The sequence below is a fragment of the Priestia veravalensis genome, from assembly GCF_001457055.1.
GTDB classification, from domain to species: Bacteria; Bacillota; Bacilli; order Bacillales; family Bacillaceae_H; genus Priestia; species Priestia flexa.
The window spans coordinates 24,073-42,154 of record NZ_KQ758628.1; the positions used below are offsets into that span (position 1 = coordinate 24,073).

The following is an 18,082-nucleotide window of genomic DNA, read 5'->3' on the forward strand; positions in this document are numbered from 1 at the left end:
TTGATTTATTCATCACATTCATTCTCCTTTTTTGTATTGGTCTTCCACCACTCTTCGTAGACTGCTTGTATTTTAGCAATCATTACATCCGCGGTTAAATGAGTGGTTGCAAACTCAAAGGCTTGGTTCGCTATTGTTTTACGATATTCGGCATTGCAAATGAGTTCTTCAAGAGCTTGCTTTAGTTCAGCAACGTTTCCGGGTTTACAAACGAGTCCTGAATGTCTGTTTGTAACAATCTCAGGTATACCTCCACAATCACATGTTATAATGGCTTGTTTTGCATGCATTGCTTCAATGATTGATAAAGGGAGGTTATCATTTAGTGTTGGCAGAACGTAGATATCGGATTGTTGCAGAATGTCAAAGACATCATGACGTTTGCCGAAAAACGTAACGAATGATAAGTCTAAATCGCTACGGATTTTTTCAAGATGTTTTCTCATAACACCATCACCCACAATCCATACTTCAATATAATCTTCGAACTGTTTTAGATGAGAAAGAGCTTGAAGAAAGAATTCATGTCCTTTTCTAGGTCCTAATCGTGCGATGCATGTAATAACTAGTTTATTTGTTGCTTTGCTATAAGAAGTACGCAGTGAAGGAACTTTCACGCCGGTATGAACGGTCCTTAATTGTTGATTTGATGCTCCAAGCTCCTTTAGTCGTGGATGAAATGAATCGCTGATTGTGATAATTCGGAAAGCCCCTCGTATGCCAGCTCTCTCAATCGCTGTAAAATAGGCTTCTTCAAGGGATCCTTGTTGCATCTTGTAAAAATCGATGCGACTTTTGGTAAAATGACCGTGCGGAGTAAAGAAAATGGGTTTGTGAAGTTTTTGGTTGAGGTGAGCGAGAAGGTATGCTGCGAAGAGATCTTGAGCATGAATAATATCATAACTTTTAAGATTTTGTTTTTCTAAAAAAGCGTTAAAAACAGTGAGGAAGCTTGTGTTTTTAACAATTTTCTCGCTAACCAACCCGTAGCGTTTGCTCATAAACTCTTTTGCTTTTGAAGCTTGAACTGGAATATGGATCTCAAGCTCTTCTTTCGACATGCTAAGAGGTGAGAGTACATCAACGTGATAGTCCAGCTCTGAAAAACCATCTTTAACATGGTTGATATAGTGAGCTAAACCTCCTGTATTAGGGTAGCGTAAAAAGGTGACATACAAAATACGAAGCTTTGGCTTTCTGATGAGTGCTTTTGCAGTTTGGAATCCTGGTTTGGAAATGAAAGCTGGATTATTTGATGAAATAGCATAAAACTGATCCATGGTGTGGAGTAAATCAGGGAAAAACGGAGGTAGATTTGTCGAAAAAGAATCGTTCATAACATAACACCTCGATTCGTTCGCTTACTATTTATAAATTCCAAGGTCTTTACCCCAGGTTTTAAGTTTATGAAGGTGATAAGGTAATAGCTCACCACCACGATTTTCATAAATTCTTCGCAGTTGTGTTTGTAATCCCTTTTCAAGAGTTCGCTGCAAATATGCCATTTTATAAAGGTGGGTCGGATTTTCTTTAAAGGAAATGCCGTGTTTTTTCATCTCTTGAAGGTAGGCTTTAATGCACTCTGTTCGAATAGAATTGCCGTCTTTTTGCCAGTCTTTTCGAAAAGCAATTAACAGCTCAACTAATACGATTAAATCTAGCCAAGAAGGAGCGTATTTAGCAGACTCCCAATCGATAAATTGAATTGGCCAAGGGCCGTTTTTTACCGTTTCATGGCTACATATGTTTTGCATGTGCAAATCGCCATGAGTTAGGGCAGAACCACTTTCTAATAACTCTGGAAAAAAATCAGGACCCTTTTCGTATATTTTATATAAAGAACTTTTATGAGGTGAAAGAATGGATTTGAGTTCTCGGTTTTTTGAGGATTCTTGAAGGAAATTCATCGTGTTAGCAATCGCTTTTGAGCGTTCTTTTCGCATAGTGAATGAATCATAAATAGGTAGCCAAGAGCTCCATTCCATTGCCTGTTCATTAAAATGACTGTCAAACGTATTAGCATGCAGTTTTGCTACCGATGGAATAATGGATTGAAAATGCTTTGGTGTGAATACTAGTTGACCTCGAACTTGTTGCACAAATTCCATGAATATCCACGTTTCTTCTTTATATTCTTCCACTAAGTAAATAGTTGGAAAAAAAGACTTTAACTTGGAATAACCTTTTGTATACATATTGATTTCAATGTCGTTTTTATAATTATTCTTACTATACGTTTTAAAGATAAGTGGAAAAGAATTATGTTTTGTGCTCACAACCAGTTTATAAATACTACTTCGCGTTGTAGATTTTAAGCATTTCAAGTCGGTGGAATCAATCATGATTTTTTCCCCGATAGATGCTGATAGCTTTTCTTCGATTTTTAAGAGCTGAAACGTTGAATATAATTCTTTTGGTTGATACATTTCTTATTTCTCCTTTCGCTTGTTTTTCCATGCGTTGACTAAATGTGAATAAGCACTTCGAACAAAGGGCATTGGATCTCGTAAGCTGAACAATGCCCATTCTTTTTCGCCTTTAAAACCTGATAGGAAATCTCGTAACGTCATGCCTTCTTGTTTTCGCTTCGTTAGGTAAGTTAAGTAATAGCGCACGAGATAAATCCACTTCACTCCATCTTTTTGAACGAGATGGGGAATCGGTTGTTGTTCTGTCATTGATAAATAGTAGAGGTAAACAAAGTCGATTCCAGCTGCACCTGTTAAGCTGTGGGTGAGCCAAAAACGAGGGTTTATTTCAATGAATTTATAAACACCATCTCTCGGGTCTTTTTTAAACTCAGCCATCGCAACGCCCTTTAAGTGAATGGCTTTAAAGAATGGGAGGCAAATATCAAATAATTCAGGAACGGTCTTACTGACAATATGCGCTCCAGTGCCAAACTGAGCTGGAAACTGATGATTTTTTTGGAGTGAAAACTGAGCAAGTAAATTCATATTTTCATCAAAAAAAGTGGCTACCTTATAAAAACAGCTGTTATCGCCTGGAATAATTTCTTGTACAATTAAATCTCCAGCTTGTTGATAGGTAGGGTATTCTGCTTGGAGTTGTTCAGCAGTTTGGATTAAGATTGCTTTTTTATTAATAATCTTTCGAAATTCATGGCCAAGCACAGGCTTTAAAATGCATGGAAACTCTAACGTCTCTATCGCTGTCTTCATATCATCTTCATTTTTAATAATAAACGTTTTAGGGCAGGGGATGTTATGTTTCAAAGCAAGATTATAAGCTCGCTGTTTATCTAGCACTTGCTCAATTACATCATGATCAGGAAATAAGAATAAAAAATAATTGGAAAGTTCCTTACGGTATTTGGAAATAAATATGACATAATCATCAGCACCCGTATATAATACAGGTTTATGTTTCTGTTTCTTTCCAAGTGTAATGAGCACATCTAGCAGCTCTTTTTCTTCGGTAAGAGGACTTGGACAAGGGCTACAGGTAGCTAATTTTGTTTTTCCAATTCGGTAAGACTTTTCTGTATCAAAAGCATATATTTCAATGTTCCGTTCTGCTAACCTTTTAATAATTCCTAAGCCGTTTGCGCTAAGGTCGAGTACTACGGCAGCATGTTTGTCATTCATATTTTTTCACCTACTTTAAAAGCGGCAAGCGCTTGAGAATAAAGGTTGCTTATAAAAGACACCATTTTCACGTTTGTCAGGTTGGCGTTTGCGAAACGCTTTGCATTGGCGGCCATTCGAGCACGCGCCTTTGTATTAGCGATGAAAAAGGAAAGTGCTCTAGCTAACGTTTCGGTGTCTCCTGGTTCAATAATAATTCCAGTTTTATTATGCTTAATAATCTCTGGGATGCCTCCGCATTCTGTTGAAATGATTGCCGTTTGAGCATGCATTGCTTCAATAATAGATAGAGGCAAGCTATCGTTTAGCGTTGCGAGAACAAAAATGTCGGTTTCGTGTAAGATTTCTGGAATATCGGTTCGAGTTCCAAGAAAATGAACCATGTCCAAATGGAATTTTTCCTTTTGTTCTTCCAACTCTTCGCGCATTTCTCCGTCACCTACAATAAGCACTTCTACGTTATCTAGATGATTAATAGTAGACAGGGCACTTAATAAATCTCTATGGCCTTTTCTAGGGCCTAGTCTAGCAATTGATGCAATGGTAATCTTGTCATCTTTTGCTTTATGCTTTTTAGGGTACATCTTATTTTCAATCCCGGTGTAAACTGTTGTCATATGTTCTTGTTTGGCACCAATACTTTCAAGTGGTGGGCGAAATCCATCATGTAAAATGATAATATGGCTGGCAAATGAAACAGCTTGCTGCTCCATGCGTAGGTAATACGCTTCTTCAACCGATCCTTTATCAAAAATATTGAATTTTAAGCGGTTAAAAGTATACATGCCGTGAGGAGTATAGAAGAGAGGTTTCTGAAGAGACTTGTTAAATTTCCCTAAAATATTTGCGGTGAATAAATCTTGAGCATGGAGGATATCATATTTTTCTAAATCTACGGTCTTTAACATTTGTTCATAGATATAAAGTAAACGTTGGTTTTTTAAAATAAGTTTGTTTACTTCGCCATAACGGGTTGAAAAAAAGTCTTCAAGCTCAGGAACAATTTCATTGCGCATTTCTTCTTTTTTTAAAGATGGAAACTTACGAGGAGAAATGACATCCACATAATGACCTTGGCTCCGTAAAGTAGCGCTTAGCTCTGAGATATAGTTAGATAAACCACCTGTGTGAGGATAATCCCAAAATGTTGTAATTAAAATCGAAAGCCTGCGCTTTTGTGAATTTTGTTTTTTCATAGATTTTAACTTTTTGCTAGGTTGAGTTGAACTGTATTCTTCCACATCACTTTTATTATTAATCCCATAAAATGTATCCAACGTATCAATTATATATGGATATGGGATGTTGCCACTGTATTTCACAACCAAACCCTCCTTATAATTTCAAACGCTTCAGCATACGGTACACCAACGGTCATTCCCCGAACCTTTGCTAATGCTTTTACTCCCTCATATGATCTTGGGTGTGGGAAATCACGCATTTCCACGTCATATTCTTTTAGCGCTTCCACTTTTAAATCCATTGTATCGGTAACATTTACAAAATAATTTGGTTTAAATACTTGATCGTGTGTATAGGTATTCCATTCGGTAGAAGATACTGTTTCAAATGTAATGAGCTCGATTGGTTTTTTATTAGGAAGCGGGCGAGTCGCGGTTAACACCGCTTCAAATGTAATACGGTGATCGATGTTCATATCACCGTAGTGGTGAGTGAAAATTTTACTTGGATTATATTTTGTAATTAATGCTTCAATGTCTTTTGTCAACTTGTGACGAGGCATCATTTCTAACTCTAAATTTTTATGACCGAGAAAAATAACTTCTTCAATGCCGAGCTTTTTGTTAGCGAGACGGCCAAACGCTTGAATATGATGAGCTTCTTCTTTACGCCCTAACGCTGTAACAACAGATACGACCGTATATCCTTGATCGATCAATCGTTTGAGAGTTCCTGCAGATCCTAATAGTTCGTCATCAGGGTGAGCTCCGATAACTAATATATAATCTTTCATTCCGATGTCACTCCTTATAGCCTTCTGTCTCTATTACGGTTAATATATGCAAACGTATGGTTGAAAAGCAACCGGCATTAGCGGAAAAAAGTTGATAATTACCAATAGAATTTTTCTACTTTGAAAGCAAATTACTGATAAGAGCTCCATTTCAAATGAAGGTCTGGACGTAGATCACGTAAATGCTTAAAGAATAAGTCTAAAACCCCTAATTTTTCTAAACCTTGAAAAAGCTTAGTAGGAACTTTTGTATCAGAAGTTAATGCTCGTTTTAAATCAATAACCTTCAAATGTCCATCTTTTGTAATTAAAATATGTCGAACCTCTGCATCCCATCTAGTAAAACCAACCCTTTGAAGTTCATCAAGAAGTAAAATAATTTCCTTAACTAAGGAAAAGGGTAGGCTGTTCGTTCTTTTTATATATCTAGCTAGAGAAATAGATTCAATATATTCTAAAATAATGTAATTATAGCCAGCTTCATAAATCCTTGGGATGACGGAAGAACTTTGACCTAGCTTTAATGCTTGTAGCTCTTTTTGTTGTGTTGCTTCATTGTAGTAAATTTTGATACATTTGCCATTTTTAAGATGATATACTTGGCCATCTTTTCCGCTACCGATTAGATTATGGTCGCGTAGGCTACTAAAGGAAATTCTTCGTTGCCTAATAAGGGGATATTTCATATTGATTAAGCCTCTTTTCTTAAATGTTACTTAATTTACTTTTTCTTAATAGTTTATGAGACAGGTTATGGAAATGGAACCGTTAATTTCTGTGCATATTAAAAATATGAGAAGATAATAAAAATTTCTATAAAAAGGAAAGAAAGGAGAAGAACAAAAAATATGTCTGAGGAATCATATATTCGAACAGGACTTGCCAATTTAATGAAAGGGGTAGGAGGTAAACTATACCTAACTTCAACGGAGCTTATACATAAATCACATGCGATTAATGTTCAACGAGGTACTGTAACATTGGACTTGGCAGATATTGAAACGGTAGAGAGAGTCCGTAACAAATTATTAGGAGTGCCTTTGTTAAAAAACGGTCTAAAAATAACTACAAACGATGGAGAAGAGCTTCGGTATGTTGTGAACAAAGCAAGCCAGCGGGGGGAAGATATCGAACAAGCAATAAATAAAGAAAAGCCGAACGTTTGTGACAACGTTCGGCTTTTCTTTATTTACTATTCATTACTTCAGAAACAATTTCATATGAGCGTAATCGCGCTTTGTGGTCGTATATTTGTGCGTTGATCATCAATTCATCAGCATTTGTTTCAGCAATAAAGCTTTCAAGCTTTCTCTTTACAGTTTCTGGTCCGCCGATGATGGATGAACCTAACTGTTGCTGTAGAGTTGCCTTTTCAAATTCACTCCAAATCTTGTCCATATTGTCAACAGGTGCTTTAAGTTTGCCTGGCTTGTTGCGAATTAAGTTTAAGAACTGCTGTTGAAGCGACGTTGCTAATCGTTCCGCTTCTCTATCTGTATCCGCTGCAATTACGTTAACGCCTAACATTGCATATGGTTTATCCAATACTTCAGACGGTTGGAAGTAGCGGCGGTACATTTGAAGCGCTCCAAGCGTATTGTTCGGTGAAAAGTGGCTTGCAAATGAAAATGGTAAGCCAAGCTGAGCCGCTAACTGTGCACTAAATCCACTTGAGCCAAGTAACCAAATTGGCACTTCAAGACCTTCTCCAGGAACAGCTCTCACTGGTAGTGGATGCTCATCAGATGGAACGGCAAGATATGCTCTCAGTTCATCTAACAAATCTGGAAAATCTTGACCATCACTCATGCGTCCTCTTCTTAAAGCTTGGGCGGTTAATTGATCCGTGCCAGGAGCGCGACCTAGGCCTAAGTCAATTCGACCGGGAAAAAGGGATTCTAATGTTCCGAAATGTTCTGCAATAACAAGCGGTGAGTGATTAGGTAACATAATGCCACCTGAACCCACTCGAATGGTAGATGTACCAGCAGCGACATGGCCAATTACGACAGAAGTAGCGGAGCTTGCAATTCCTGACATATTATGATGCTCGGCTAACCAGTAGCGATTGTATCCCCATTTTTCGACGTGTTGTGCTAAGTCTAGCGTATTTCTAAGTGCATCAGCCACCGTGCTGCCTTCCAAAACAGGTGACAAATCAAGCACTGAAATTGGAATGTTTTTTTGACTGTTTGGATGTTGGTCCATCGACATATACTCATCCTCTTTCCGTAATAATAATAATTTAATTATTCGATAATCATCGAACTATCTGCAGGTTTCATTGTAACAAGAATGTGAAAGAGAGAAAAATAAAATGCCTGTGTTTAAACAGAAAATAATTCGATAATTTAGTTATATTATGTTAGGTTTTCTTACAAAAAATAATAAAAAGAATAAAATATTTGGTGATTATGGCTAATTAGAAATTTTAAAATTATCATTTATGTTAATGATTCTTGAAAATTAATGTAATAAAATAAACTTATTACACAAAAATGTTATATCTTATTACATTATATGTTAAATTTTCAGAAAATAAATAATCTTCCGAAGAGGTGAAAGTGTGATGAACAAACGGTATAGTGGTTTCGCATTTGAAGAAAATTTCTTACCAAGATTATCGAGTGTAGATATTGAGCACCTCTCTAAAGAGGACGCACTAGTCATTTTACCAATCGGTGCAGTTGAACAACATGGTCCGCATCTTCCTGTTTATACCGATACTTTAATTGCAGAAGGGCTTTGAGAAGAAGCAATGCTTCAGCTTCAGCACGAAAATATTTGGGTTCTTCCAGCCATTCCTTATGGTAAAAGCAATGAGCATCTAGGTCTATCGGGAACAATGAGCTTATCAGCTTCTACATTACAAGCAGTTGTAATGGATTTAGCTATCAGCGTCTGTAAAAGTGGCTTTAAAAAGCTTTTGCTTTTCAACACACACGGCGGAAATCATGACCTGCTCAATATGATGGCGAGAGAAATACGCATAGAAACTGGCTTGATGGTATTTCGGTTAAATCCTGGATTTGAAGCAGTCAACCGCTTAATTTCACAACAAGAACAGCGCTTTGGGATACATGGAGGTGAAGTGGAAACATCATTAATAATGGAGTTGAAGGGGGATTGGGTGCAATTTGATAAAAGTCCAACAGAGTTTGTTAATTTATCCAATAACCATCATTTACATTTGAAAGGAAATAGCTACTTTGCCTGGGTAATGAACGATATTTCAAACACGGGTATAGCTGGAGATGCCAGACAGGCAACGAAAGAAAAAGGGAAAATGATGAAAGAACTCATCGTGAGTGAGCTTGTTAAAACATTAAAAGAAATGAAGCATTTTTCATTAGGTGATTTAAAGAAAGACTATGTAAATAAATGAAGCGAGGTGGTCGAATATCGTGAGCATTCAGCAGGTGAATCAAGTAAATGAGGTAAAGCGCGAGAGTAGCCCCACAATTGTACAAATGAACCGAGTTAATAAAATGTATGCAAACGGTAAAGTCGCTGTCAAAGATGTTAATTTGACGATTCAACAAGGAGAATTCGTTTCATTTGTCGGCCCCTCAGGTTGTGGAAAATCAACTATTTTTAAAATGATTTCAGGACTGATTGATCAAACAAGTGGTCACGTTGACATTCTTGGAAAGACACCTCGTGACGCTCAAAAAGAAAGTACGGATGTGGCTTTTGTGTTTCAAGATGCTACGTTACTACCATGGAGGTCAGTTATTGATAATGTAATGCTTCCTCTAGAGTTTCGTAATATAGCCCATTCTGAAAAGAAGGAGCGCGCTTATAAAGTACTAGAAATGGTAGGGCTGAAAGAGTATACAAAAGCGCTACCTCGAGAATTATCAGGTGGAATGAAAATGCGTGTTTCTATTGCCAGAGCATTAATTGCAAAGCCGAAGCTTTTGTTGATGGACGAGCCGTTTGGTGCTCTTGATGAAATTACAAGGCAAAATTTACAAAGTGAGTTATTGCGAATTTGGGAAAACGAAAAGATGACGGTGCTTTTTATTACACACAATGTATTTGAAGCTGTGTATCTATCGACCAAAATTGCGGTAATGACGCCTAGTCCGGGTAAAATTGAATCCATGGTAGAAGTGAATCTGCCCTTCCCTCGTAAAGCAGAAATTCGGACAGATCCACAGTTTAGTAGTATCGTTGCTAACGTATCTCACGATTTAAAATTTTAAATGAGGTGATTTATGGTGTGGTTACAAGAATTCATAAATGAGTTTGGAACTGATGCTGTTATTGTAAACGAGGTCTTAAGAGAAAAGCTATCAAAAGACTACTATTGGTATTCTCCAGTACTGTATGAGCAGCTTAAAAATAAAATCGCCGATTGTGCAATTGCGCCTACATCAATCGATGAACTACAGCGTATCGTTTCGTTTGCCGTTAAAAATAAAGTAGCTATTACGCCAAGAGGAGCGGGAACAGGAAACTACGGCCAAGCAATTCCATTACAAGGTGGAATCGTTATTGATTTAACAAAACTTGATCGTATTGACATGCAAGGAGATCGCTTAGTTTCCGTGCAGGCTGGCGTTCGCTTAGGTGTATTGGAAAAGACGCTGCGTCAAAACAATCGGGAACTTCGTATTTTTCCGAGCACTTATATGAAGGCAACGGTGGGGGGATTCTTATGCGGAGGCTCCGGTGGAATCGGATCGATTCGTTGGGGGAATTTATGGGACGATAATGTAAGTAGCGTTACGGTTATGACCGTTGAGGAAATGCCCCAGCTGTTAACTGTTTCAGGTGATGACATGCAGCGGTACATTCACAATTATGGCACAACCGGTCTTATTGTTGAAGTGAAGCTGCCGATAGAACCAAAGGTGTCATGGTCACAACATATCGTTTTCTTTCATGATTTTCGTGAAGCTATTAAGTTTAGCGATGAACTAGCCCATAGTGAAGAAATCCTTAAGCGTTTGGTTTCCGTGTGTGAATGGCCAATTCCAGCTCACTTTCACCCCTTGAAGAAAGTATTACGGGAAGGTCAGTCAATTGTTATGCTTGAAATTGACGAAAAATCAGTTCATCTATTAGATTGTTTGGCAGATAAATATGATGGAGACATAGGATACACAATTCCTGCTGAAAACTATCAAAAAGGACTAAAGCTTTCTGATTTTACATGGAATCATGCGACATTATGGGCTCATAAGCATGGAGACAATTTAACCTACTTGCAGGCTCGCTTTCAAACTGATCGAATATTTGAGCAGATGGCAGACCTTCGAAGTAAATTTGGTGATGAAATTCAGTTTCACTTTGAATACATTAAAATTCAAGGAGAAATTGTACCCGCTTCACTACCGGTGGTGAAATATCAGTCAAAAGAGAGGTTATATGAAATCATCCAGTTTTGTAAAACGATTGAAGTAGAAATTAATGATCCGCACACATATATACTCGGGTTTGGTGGATACAACATGAGAATGAAAGAGTTATTAAAACGAAAAGAGCTAAACGACCCTTATAACTTATTGAATCCTGGTAAGTTGCCGACGGCTAAAGAAGTCCAAGAATTTCAGTTATAGGAGGGGGAAAACATGGAACATTCGCATCAGGAGTTAAATCGAGTTCAAGAAGTAAACGTCACCTATAAGAAAAACACGTGGCCAATATTGAATACGTATCTTCCACCAGTTATCGTATTTATGCTTTTTATGCTATTTTGGCAGTTTGGTACCCAGCTGCTTCAAATTCCACCTTACTTATTGCCAAAACCAATGGATATTGTAGAAGCTGCCGTAATGAATTGGAGTAACCTAAGCGGTGCTGTTATTCGAACAATCACAGAGTCGATGCTCGGGTTTATGTTTAGCGTAATAGGTGGAGTGGTTGGCGCGCTATTGATGTCTAGCTCTAAGCTTCTAGAACGCAGCTTATACCCCTACGCCATTTTATTACAGACTATTCCGATTGTGGCCATTGCACCTATCATCGTGATTTGGTTTGGTTCAGGTATGAATGCTATTGTGATCATTGCGTTTACAATTGGCTTTTTCCCTATGCTATCCAACACGCTCATTGGCTTAAACGCAACGGATCGTGGCATGATTAATTTGTTAAAGCTGTACCAAGCGTCACCTTGGCAAATTATGTGGAAAGTGCGAATTCCAGCTGCTCTTCCTTATATCATGGCAGGATTGAAAATTTCCTGTACCTTAGCAGTTGTAGGAGCAATCGTAGGAGAATACATAGCCGGTATTGGTGGGGGCGACGGTGGTTTAGGCTATGCCATTACGGTAGCTTCCTCTCGGATGGAAACGGCATACCTATTCGCTTGTGGTATTTCCGCATCTGTTTTAGGTATTGGCTTTTTCTTGCTGGTCAATTTATTTTCTAAGCTTTTGTTAGGTTCATGGCATGAGTCGGAAATGAAGAGAGAGAACTAATTTTCTAAAAGGGGGAAATGAGTGTGAAACAAGGGGTTTTAAAAAAAATCGGTTTAATTGGTGCTGTATCACTGTCATTATTTCTGGCAGGATGTGGAAGTGAAGAGACGTCTGGGAGTGATAATACTGAGAAAAAATTGGAGACGGCAACCCTTATTACAAACTGGTTTGCACAACCTGAACATGGCGGTAACTACGCGGCATTAAAAAAAGGTTTTTATAAAGAACAAGGTCTCGACATGATAATTGAACCGGGAGGACCTCAAATTTCATCAACCCAAGTCGTTGCTTCTGGAAAGGCTGAATTTGGTTATACGCAAGCGGAAGATATTTTAATTGCAAGAGATAAGGGAATACCTCTTGTTGCGATTGGAGCAATTTTTCAAAAAAGCCCGCAGGTATTAATTACCCATAAAGGAACGGTAGGAGATTTTAAGGAGCTGAACGAAAAGACAGTGTATACAGCACCAGGGAGTGGTTATTGGGAATATATTAAAAAAGCCTATAACTTAGATAGGGTAAAAGATCGTGCGTATACGGGCTCATTAGCAACCTTTATTGAGGATGAAAATGCGGTCACACAAGGGTACGTGACGTCAGAGCCGTTTTCTCTTGAACAAGAAGGAATAGAAAACGATTATTTATTCATTCATGATGCTGGATTTGAAACGTATGCAAACGTGATTTTTACAACTGAAAAGATGATTAAAGAAAACCCTGAAGTGGTTCAATCATTTATGAATGCTACGGTAAAAGGCTGGGAGTATTACCGAGAAAGTTCAGATGAAATCAATCCGTTCCTTCAAGAGAGAAATCCAGACTTGAAGATGGAAGCGATGGAATATGGTGCAAAAGCACAAGAAGAATTGATCTTCGGAGGAGATGCTGCTGAAAGAGGTTTCGGTTATATGTCAGCGGAGCGCTGGGATAAACTTCAAATGCAGCTTCTTGACTTAGGGATTATTAAAAATAAAGAAGATATTAAGGGGATTTTTACAACAGAATTTTTAAAGAAATAAACCGTAAATGTAGAGAAAAGAGAAGAGTAGATCTTCTCTTTTTTAGTAGAAAGGAAGATTCTATTGTATGATATGGCCATTAAAAATGCTCGGTTGTTACACGCAGTGGAAGTTGTAAATATTGGAGTATCGAATGGAAGGTTTATGCATATAACAAAAGATCTAGTAGATGGAAAGAAAGTGATAGATGCCAAAGGGGGGATAGTTATTCCTCCTTTCGTAGAATTGCATACTCATTTTGATACCGCTTTGACTGCAGGTTGGCCAAGCTTTAATCGAACCGGTACGTTACAAGAAGGAATTTCAATATGGAACAAACGAAAAAAAAGTCTTACCATCAAGGACGTGAACGAGAGGGCTGAACAAGCATTAAAGATGTACATCAAGCATGGGGTGTTAAGTGTTCGAGCAGCAGTGGACATATCTGATGATGATTTAACGGCTTTAAAAGCTATTCTGCAAATAAAAAAAGTGTATGAACAAATTATCGATTTACAAATTATTGCTTTTCCGCAAGATGGGTTGTGGAAGTGCTTTGAAAATCAGGGGCGAATGCGGAAAGCACTTGAAATGGGAGCTGACGCAGTAAGTGCTGTGCCACATTTAGAAAGTAGTCAAGAAGAAGGAGTGCGCTCTTTGGAATACTGTTTTAGTCTCGCCAAAGAGTATGGAAGCTATATTCATATTTTTTGTGACGAAGTAGACGAAGTGAGCTCAACATTTGTACAAGAAGTAGCGAATTTAACCATTGAAAATGGGTTTGAAGGTAGGGTTGTAGTCAGCCACGTAAATGCGCTAGCTTATTATGAAAGTAAATATGCTGAATCAGTAATGGAGGCTATAAAGAAAGCTCGTTTAACCGTTGTTAGTTGTCCACTTATTAACAGTTCGATGCTAGGAAGAAATGATGCATATCCTAAAGCGACAGGAATTACCAGGGTGAAAGAATTAGATACCAAAAATATTAATATTTGTATTGCTCATGACGATATTCAGACTCCTTTTTATCCCTTCGGAGACGGAAATATGCTAAGAGCCGCTTTTATGGGAGCGCATTTAGCTCATATGACAGGAGAAGAACCAGTGAAAAGGGTTTTATCCATGATTACAGAACGACCAGCCGCTGCTTTTGGAAAAGGCAAAGCGTATGGAATTCAAGAAAGAAGTGAAGCTAATTTTTTACTTTTTGAGGAGCGGACGATTCGTGAGCTTATGCTTAACCAGTCGGTGCCTAGATATGTAATCAGAAGAGGGAAAGTTATAGCTGAAACGATTCCGGCTTATACGAAGTGGGGGTGTTCTTTGCAACTTATGTAAAAAAGCCAACGCGTGTGCGTTGGCTTTTCTGTATTAATATGCTAGAGCAAATAAACCTTTGATGTGTGACAAGTAACGAACGTTACTTGCTTCTTTCATTAGAGACGCTGGCAAACCTTTTAATTGCGTTTTATTTCCGCCGATTGTACCAATTGCATCTTTACGTCCAAGGCTTCCTAATGTACCAGAGAATACTGGAGAGAACCCGTGCATTGCGCCACCTTTAATAGCTACTGCTAAGTTCACGCCAATAACTTCTCCCATTTGCCAAGCTAGCTGTGCAGTTGGTGGGTAAGGGCGTCCTTCAGGCCCCATAACAACCGCGCTATCACCAGCTACGAAAATGTCTTCGTGAGAAGTAGATTGTAAGAATTCATTCACAAGAGCACGACCGCGGTTTACTTCGATACCAGAGTTAGCAACTACTGAGTTACCTTGAACTCCGCCAGTCCATACCATTGTTTTTGTTTCGATTTTGCTACCGTCTTTAAGCTCAACTGTTGTAGCATCCATTTTTGTAACAGGAGTTCCTGTTACAAATGTTACGCCACGTTTTTCCAAGCTTGATTGAGCGCGTTCTACTAGTTCAGTTGGGAAACCAGGAAGAACAGTTGGAGCAGCTTCTACACAGTATAGAGAAACATCTTTTGGATCAATACCGTGTTTTAGGCAAAGGCTTGGCATAAGGTCAGCATATTCACCTACAAGCTCGATACCTGTTAAACCGCCACCACCGACAACGATTGTTCCGTCAGCTTTATTTTTTGTTTTGCTAAATTCAACAATGCGCTCTTCTACGTGTGCACGTAGGCGGTTTGCATCATTTACTGATTTCAACACAAAGCTGTTTTCTTCTAGTCCTGGAATGCCGAAGTAAGCAGTTTCACTACCTAATGCAGTTACTAAGTAGTCATAGCTTAATTTTGTTCCGTCTTCTAATGCCACTTCACGTTGGTCTGGTGAAATTTCTTTTACTGTAGCAATCTTTAATTCTACATCTTTACCTTTTAGTAACTTTTCTAATGGAAGAGCTACTGCTTGTTCAGATAGTCCACCTACTGCTAAACGGTGCAGTTCAGTAATGATTTGGTGAGTAGAAAAACGGTTTACTACTGTAATTTTTGCTTCAGATGCACTTAAGTGTTGACGAGCTGTTAGGGCTGTTAGTAGACCACCATAGCCGCCACCTAAAATTAAAATATGTTTTGACATAGTAGATCGATCCTCCGTTCGTGCTTTATAAAATGATAGATTGTTATTATTTTTGTTTTTCGCCTGTTACTTCTAAGTAAGCCTGCGCAAAGCGGAATAGTTTTTGAACTTGTGGATCTTTGAGCATACGTAATAAACCAAACAAACCGATAGTTGTTGATTGGTTAGCTTCCGCACGATCACTTGCTTCGATTGCTGAAGCAGCAAGATCTTTCACTTTTCCTTCAATTGGTTCGATAAATTCTTTAGCACCAGCAAGTAAATCTTCTTTTAACACGTTATCTGTTAATAGAGACTGTGTTAAGTCGTACGTTTTTGTTAATACAGTTACCATTTCAGTTAGCTTTGGTAAGTTGTCAACAAGAACTGTTAATGATTCTTGAACTTCTGGTTTTAGCAATTGATCAAGTACATCTGATTGAGTTGCACCTTTAGCTTGAACCGCTTCTTCAGCCGGCTTTTGGATAGTTGATTGAGACATAAGAACGTCCTCCTTTGCTGTATATTGTTGCATATGTAGACACTTTAGCTGCTAGACTTCTAGTTTTGTTGTGAAGTCCTGCACATTTATCTATTGTAAATTTATTGCCTTATAAAAGCAACCGGTTTGGTGGAAAAACCTAAGAAAGAGTCGAACGATGCATTTATTGAAAATGAACTCTGTTTATTCAGAAAATAAGAATAAATTCCGATTTTTAGATTGACGATTTTATCGATTCTCACATATAATCTAAAATATAACATTTGATGTGAGAAGATATGACGTGAAGGTCATGAATGAACTATACCAAACAGCTATATTTGAAATTAATCGTGAAAAGTATATGGTCCATGTAAAGGACAGGCTTCGTAAAATTGAGCAGTTTAAAGGGAAAATTCGTGAAGTTGAACGTGTGCTTGAACTGCTAACACAAGAGGTTGTCATCGAGGCAATCATTTTAACATCAGCGATTGTAGAAGGTTTATCGCGAATGGAGGAAAGATAATGGGGATTGAAGAACTTAGCTTGGGCGTCAATACAACGTGGGTGGTACTAACGGCTGCTATGATTCTATTAATGGAAGGCGGCTTTGCATTATTAGAAGCTGGATTTGTACGGTATAAAAATAACGTTAATATTATCATGAAGGTATTTGCTGATATTACAATCGGAACGCTTTGCTTTTATATAATCGGGTTCGGACTTATGTACGGAGATGATTTAGGTGGTATTGTTGGTACAAATGGCTTTGCGCTAACGGGTAATTTATCGTATTTAGATATTCCAATCGGTTTGGAAACGTTCTGGCTGTTTCAATGTGCGTTTGTTATTGCTGTGATTTCCATTGTATCTGGCGCGGTCGCGGAACGAATTAATTTCTGCGCATATTTGTTATATGCAGTGCTAATGACCGCAGTTATTTATCCAATTGCGGTCACTCGCAGGTCTGGTTGGAATTACAGCAGGATGCGCTTTTGTCAGTACGCCTTCTGCCATTTTTATTGGTGCAGTTTCTGGGTTGTTAATGATGGCCGCAACAAATTGGTTAGAGGCAAGACGAATTGATGATCCAGTCGGCGCATTTCCGGTTCACGCTGCTGCTGGCGTATGGGGGACAATTGCAGTAGGGTTATTTGCTACAGATGGTGGTCTGTTCTTTGGAGGTGGCTTTGAGCTACTAGGGATTCAGTTCATTGGCTTAGTAGCATTGTCCGCGCGGGGCTTTATAGCAACGTGGTTTGGTTTAAAAGCAATTGCGCTACTTGTACCGCTTCGCTCCACAGAGGAAGAGGAAGAAGTAGGGTTAGATATTAGCTACCACAGTATTATAGCTGCCAATCAGTCTCATGAATTTATTGAATACTATAACCAGTACGAACAAACAGAACAAAAATAAAAGAGGCTGAGACATAAGTATTTCAGTCAATAATCTATCCGAACTATTGCGAGTTAACTACTTTTGATAGTTCGGATATTTTTTGTTGGTTCCAAAGACAATTAAAAAAAGCGAATTTCTGTAGCGTAATGGAGTAAACTTATTCTTCCAACCTAACGATGGTAGAACAGTTATCATTCGTCTGTGAGAAGAAATTATTTTGGTATGTCCCAGCTTCTTTTTATGTGTAAAAAAAGAAGAATTTTTCTAATTCCTGCAAAATGATTGAAAAGTCAGAAAATTTATGTTATAGTATAAAAAAGATAAGGAGTTGATTTCTTATGAAGAAAAATTTGCTGAATTCGTCGCCGAAATCGAATGTGAAAGTGTTAGATTCCCTAATTGCCGAAATGTTCTTAGATAAAGTTATTGCAGACTTTCAAAAAGCGAAATTGAAAAAAGAAATCGACCAGTCATTAGAAAAGAAAAGCAAAGAAGATTTCTTTAAACTAACTGATCAGCTAAAGAGTATTTCTTAATAGATGAGGCTGAGACATAAGTAGTTCAGCCTCTACTATACAGGAACGATTTTAATGCATCAAACTCGGAAGTTGTTTATTTTAATGATGCTAGACTAAGGTTGTCAGCAGTATAAGGATAATAAAGG

At 38.1% G+C, this 18,082-nt stretch carries 17 protein-coding genes and 2 pseudogenes; 10 read left to right on the forward strand and 9 right to left on the reverse strand.

The window, feature by feature from the left end:
- Positions 1-5: 5 nt before the first annotated feature.
- From AS180_RS02085 to AS180_RS02110, 6 genes are all read right to left on the reverse strand, one after another.
- Positions 6-1,280 carry a glycosyltransferase family 4 protein gene (locus AS180_RS02085; protein WP_025908049.1) on the reverse strand — a complete coding sequence of 425 codons (1,275 nt, stop codon included), beginning with the start codon at positions 1,278-1,280 and terminating at the stop codon, positions 6-8.
- Positions 1,281-1,364: 84 nt separating this feature from the next.
- Positions 1,365-2,426, reverse strand: a complete 1,062-nt coding sequence (locus AS180_RS02090) for a protein kinase family protein (RefSeq protein WP_025908048.1) — start codon at positions 2,424-2,426, stop codon at positions 1,365-1,367.
- Between the two features lie 3 nt (positions 2,427-2,429).
- Positions 2,430-3,608, reverse strand: coding sequence for a carboxylate--amine ligase (locus AS180_RS02095; protein ID WP_061785427.1), 1,179 nt, complete (start codon positions 3,606-3,608; stop codon positions 2,430-2,432).
- Positions 3,605-4,930 (reverse strand): glycosyltransferase family 4 protein, encoded by a 1,326-nt coding sequence (locus AS180_RS02100; RefSeq protein WP_035320038.1) that lies wholly within the window; start codon positions 4,928-4,930, stop codon positions 3,605-3,607. Before AS180_RS02100 ends, AS180_RS02095 begins: the two co-directional genes overlap by 4 nt.
- Positions 4,927-5,583, reverse strand: a complete 657-nt coding sequence (locus AS180_RS02105; protein WP_025908045.1) for a PIG-L deacetylase family protein — start codon at positions 5,581-5,583, stop codon at positions 4,927-4,929. The genes AS180_RS02100 and AS180_RS02105 overlap by 4 nt, the downstream gene beginning before the upstream one ends.
- Positions 5,584-5,714: 131 nt before the next feature.
- On the reverse strand, positions 5,715-6,269 hold the full coding sequence (locus tag AS180_RS02110) for a serine/threonine-protein kinase (protein WP_025908044.1): 555 nt from the start codon (positions 6,267-6,269) through the stop codon (positions 5,715-5,717).
- A 162-nt stretch (positions 6,270-6,431) separates the two neighbouring features.
- On the opposite strand from AS180_RS02110, the gene AS180_RS02115 reads away from it, so the two are divergent.
- Positions 6,432-6,845, forward strand: coding sequence for a GRAM domain-containing protein (locus AS180_RS02115; protein ID WP_062686292.1), 414 nt, complete (start codon positions 6,432-6,434; stop codon positions 6,843-6,845).
- Here AS180_RS02115 and AS180_RS02120 read toward each other — a convergent pair.
- Positions 6,769-7,797 carry an LLM class flavin-dependent oxidoreductase gene (locus tag AS180_RS02120; RefSeq protein ID WP_025908043.1) on the reverse strand — a complete coding sequence of 343 codons (1,029 nt, stop codon included), beginning with the start codon at positions 7,795-7,797 and terminating at the stop codon, positions 6,769-6,771. The genes AS180_RS02115 and AS180_RS02120 overlap by 77 nt on opposite strands.
- Positions 7,798-8,152: 355 nt before the next feature.
- On the opposite strand from AS180_RS02120, the pseudogene AS180_RS02125 reads away from it, so the two are divergent.
- The 6 genes and pseudogenes from AS180_RS02125 to AS180_RS02150 all read left to right on the forward strand — a co-directional run bounded on the left by AS180_RS02125 (position 8,153) and on the right by AS180_RS02150 (position 14,347).
- A pseudogene (locus tag AS180_RS02125) lies at positions 8,153-8,968 on the forward strand (creatininase family protein).
- Positions 8,969-8,993: 25 nt separating this feature from the next.
- Complete coding sequence (locus AS180_RS02130; RefSeq protein ID WP_374699983.1) at positions 8,994-9,791, forward strand: ABC transporter ATP-binding protein; 798 nt, start codon at positions 8,994-8,996, stop codon at positions 9,789-9,791.
- A 12-nt stretch (positions 9,792-9,803) separates the two neighbouring features.
- Positions 9,804-11,150, forward strand: a complete 1,347-nt coding sequence (locus tag AS180_RS02135) for an FAD-binding oxidoreductase (protein ID WP_025908040.1) — start codon at positions 9,804-9,806, stop codon at positions 11,148-11,150.
- 12 nt (positions 11,151-11,162) lie between these two features.
- Positions 11,163-12,011, forward strand: a complete 849-nt coding sequence (locus tag AS180_RS02140; protein ID WP_025908039.1) for an ABC transporter permease — start codon at positions 11,163-11,165, stop codon at positions 12,009-12,011.
- A 17-nt stretch (positions 12,012-12,028) separates the two neighbouring features.
- Entirely contained in the window at positions 12,029-13,030 is a 1,002-nt protein-coding gene (locus AS180_RS02145) for an ABC transporter substrate-binding protein (protein WP_062686294.1), read from the forward strand.
- A gap of 72 nt (positions 13,031-13,102) precedes the next feature.
- Entirely contained in the window at positions 13,103-14,347 is a 1,245-nt protein-coding gene (locus tag AS180_RS02150) for an amidohydrolase family protein (RefSeq protein WP_035320049.1), read from the forward strand.
- 33 nt (positions 14,348-14,380) lie between these two features.
- Here AS180_RS02150 and AS180_RS02155 read toward each other — a convergent pair whose 3' ends face one another.
- Positions 14,381-15,559: an NAD(P)/FAD-dependent oxidoreductase gene (locus AS180_RS02155; protein ID WP_025911184.1), complete on the reverse strand. Its 1,179-nt coding sequence runs from the start codon at positions 15,557-15,559 to the stop codon at positions 14,381-14,383.
- Positions 15,560-15,605: 46 nt separating this feature from the next.
- The gene (locus tag AS180_RS02160; RefSeq protein ID WP_025911182.1) at positions 15,606-16,040 is read right to left on the reverse strand and encodes a helical membrane plugin domain-containing protein; all 435 of its coding nucleotides are present in this window, start codon (positions 16,038-16,040) and stop codon (positions 15,606-15,608) included.
- Between the two features lie 292 nt (positions 16,041-16,332).
- On the opposite strand from AS180_RS02160, the gene AS180_RS02165 reads away from it, so the two are divergent.
- The 3 genes and pseudogenes from AS180_RS02165 (at position 16,333) to AS180_RS02175 (ending at position 17,954) form a co-directional block, all read left to right on the forward strand.
- Positions 16,333-16,545: a hypothetical protein gene (locus tag AS180_RS02165; RefSeq protein ID WP_139109139.1), complete on the forward strand. Its 213-nt coding sequence runs from the start codon at positions 16,333-16,335 to the stop codon at positions 16,543-16,545.
- Positions 16,545-17,436: pseudogene (locus AS180_RS02170) on the forward strand (ammonium transporter). Before AS180_RS02165 ends, AS180_RS02170 begins: the two are co-directional and overlap by 1 nt.
- A 320-nt stretch (positions 17,437-17,756) precedes the next feature.
- Complete coding sequence (locus AS180_RS02175) at positions 17,757-17,954, forward strand: IDEAL domain-containing protein (RefSeq protein WP_025911177.1); 198 nt, start codon at positions 17,757-17,759, stop codon at positions 17,952-17,954.
- Positions 17,955-18,082 lie beyond the last annotated feature (128 nt).

Coding starts and splice junctions, on each gene's coding strand:
- AS180_RS02120 (WP_025908043.1), bottom strand. CDS start 7,797: ATGTCGATGGACCAACATCCAAACAGTCAAAAAAACATTCCAATTTCA.
- AS180_RS02110 (WP_025908044.1), bottom strand. CDS start 6,269: ATGAAATATCCCCTTATTAGGCAACGAAGAATTTCCTTTAGTAGCCTA.
- AS180_RS02090 (WP_025908048.1), bottom strand. CDS start 2,426: ATGTATCAACCAAAAGAATTATATTCAACGTTTCAGCTCTTAAAAATC.
- AS180_RS02175 (WP_025911177.1), top strand. CDS start 17,757: ATGAAGAAAAATTTGCTGAATTCGTCGCCGAAATCGAATGTGAAAGTG.
- AS180_RS02140 (WP_025908039.1), top strand. CDS start 11,163: ATGGAACATTCGCATCAGGAGTTAAATCGAGTTCAAGAAGTAAACGTC.
- AS180_RS02135 (WP_025908040.1), top strand. CDS start 9,804: ATGGTGTGGTTACAAGAATTCATAAATGAGTTTGGAACTGATGCTGTT.
- AS180_RS02165 (WP_139109139.1), top strand. CDS start 16,333: ATGAATGAACTATACCAAACAGCTATATTTGAAATTAATCGTGAAAAG.
- AS180_RS02085 (WP_025908049.1), bottom strand. CDS start 1,280: ATGGATCAGTTTTATGCTATTTCATCAAATAATCCAGCTTTCATTTCC.
- AS180_RS02105 (WP_025908045.1), bottom strand. CDS start 5,583: ATGAAAGATTATATATTAGTTATCGGAGCTCACCCTGATGACGAACTA.
- AS180_RS02160 (WP_025911182.1), bottom strand. CDS start 16,040: ATGTCTCAATCAACTATCCAAAAGCCGGCTGAAGAAGCGGTTCAAGCT.
- AS180_RS02095 (WP_061785427.1), bottom strand. CDS start 3,608: ATGAATGACAAACATGCTGCCGTAGTACTCGACCTTAGCGCAAACGGC.
- AS180_RS02145 (WP_062686294.1), top strand. CDS start 12,029: ATGAGTGTGAAACAAGGGGTTTTAAAAAAAATCGGTTTAATTGGTGCT.
- AS180_RS02150 (WP_035320049.1), top strand. CDS start 13,103: ATGGCCATTAAAAATGCTCGGTTGTTACACGCAGTGGAAGTTGTAAAT.
- AS180_RS02155 (WP_025911184.1), bottom strand. CDS start 15,559: ATGTCAAAACATATTTTAATTTTAGGTGGCGGCTATGGTGGTCTACTA.
- AS180_RS02115 (WP_062686292.1), top strand. CDS start 6,432: ATGTCTGAGGAATCATATATTCGAACAGGACTTGCCAATTTAATGAAA.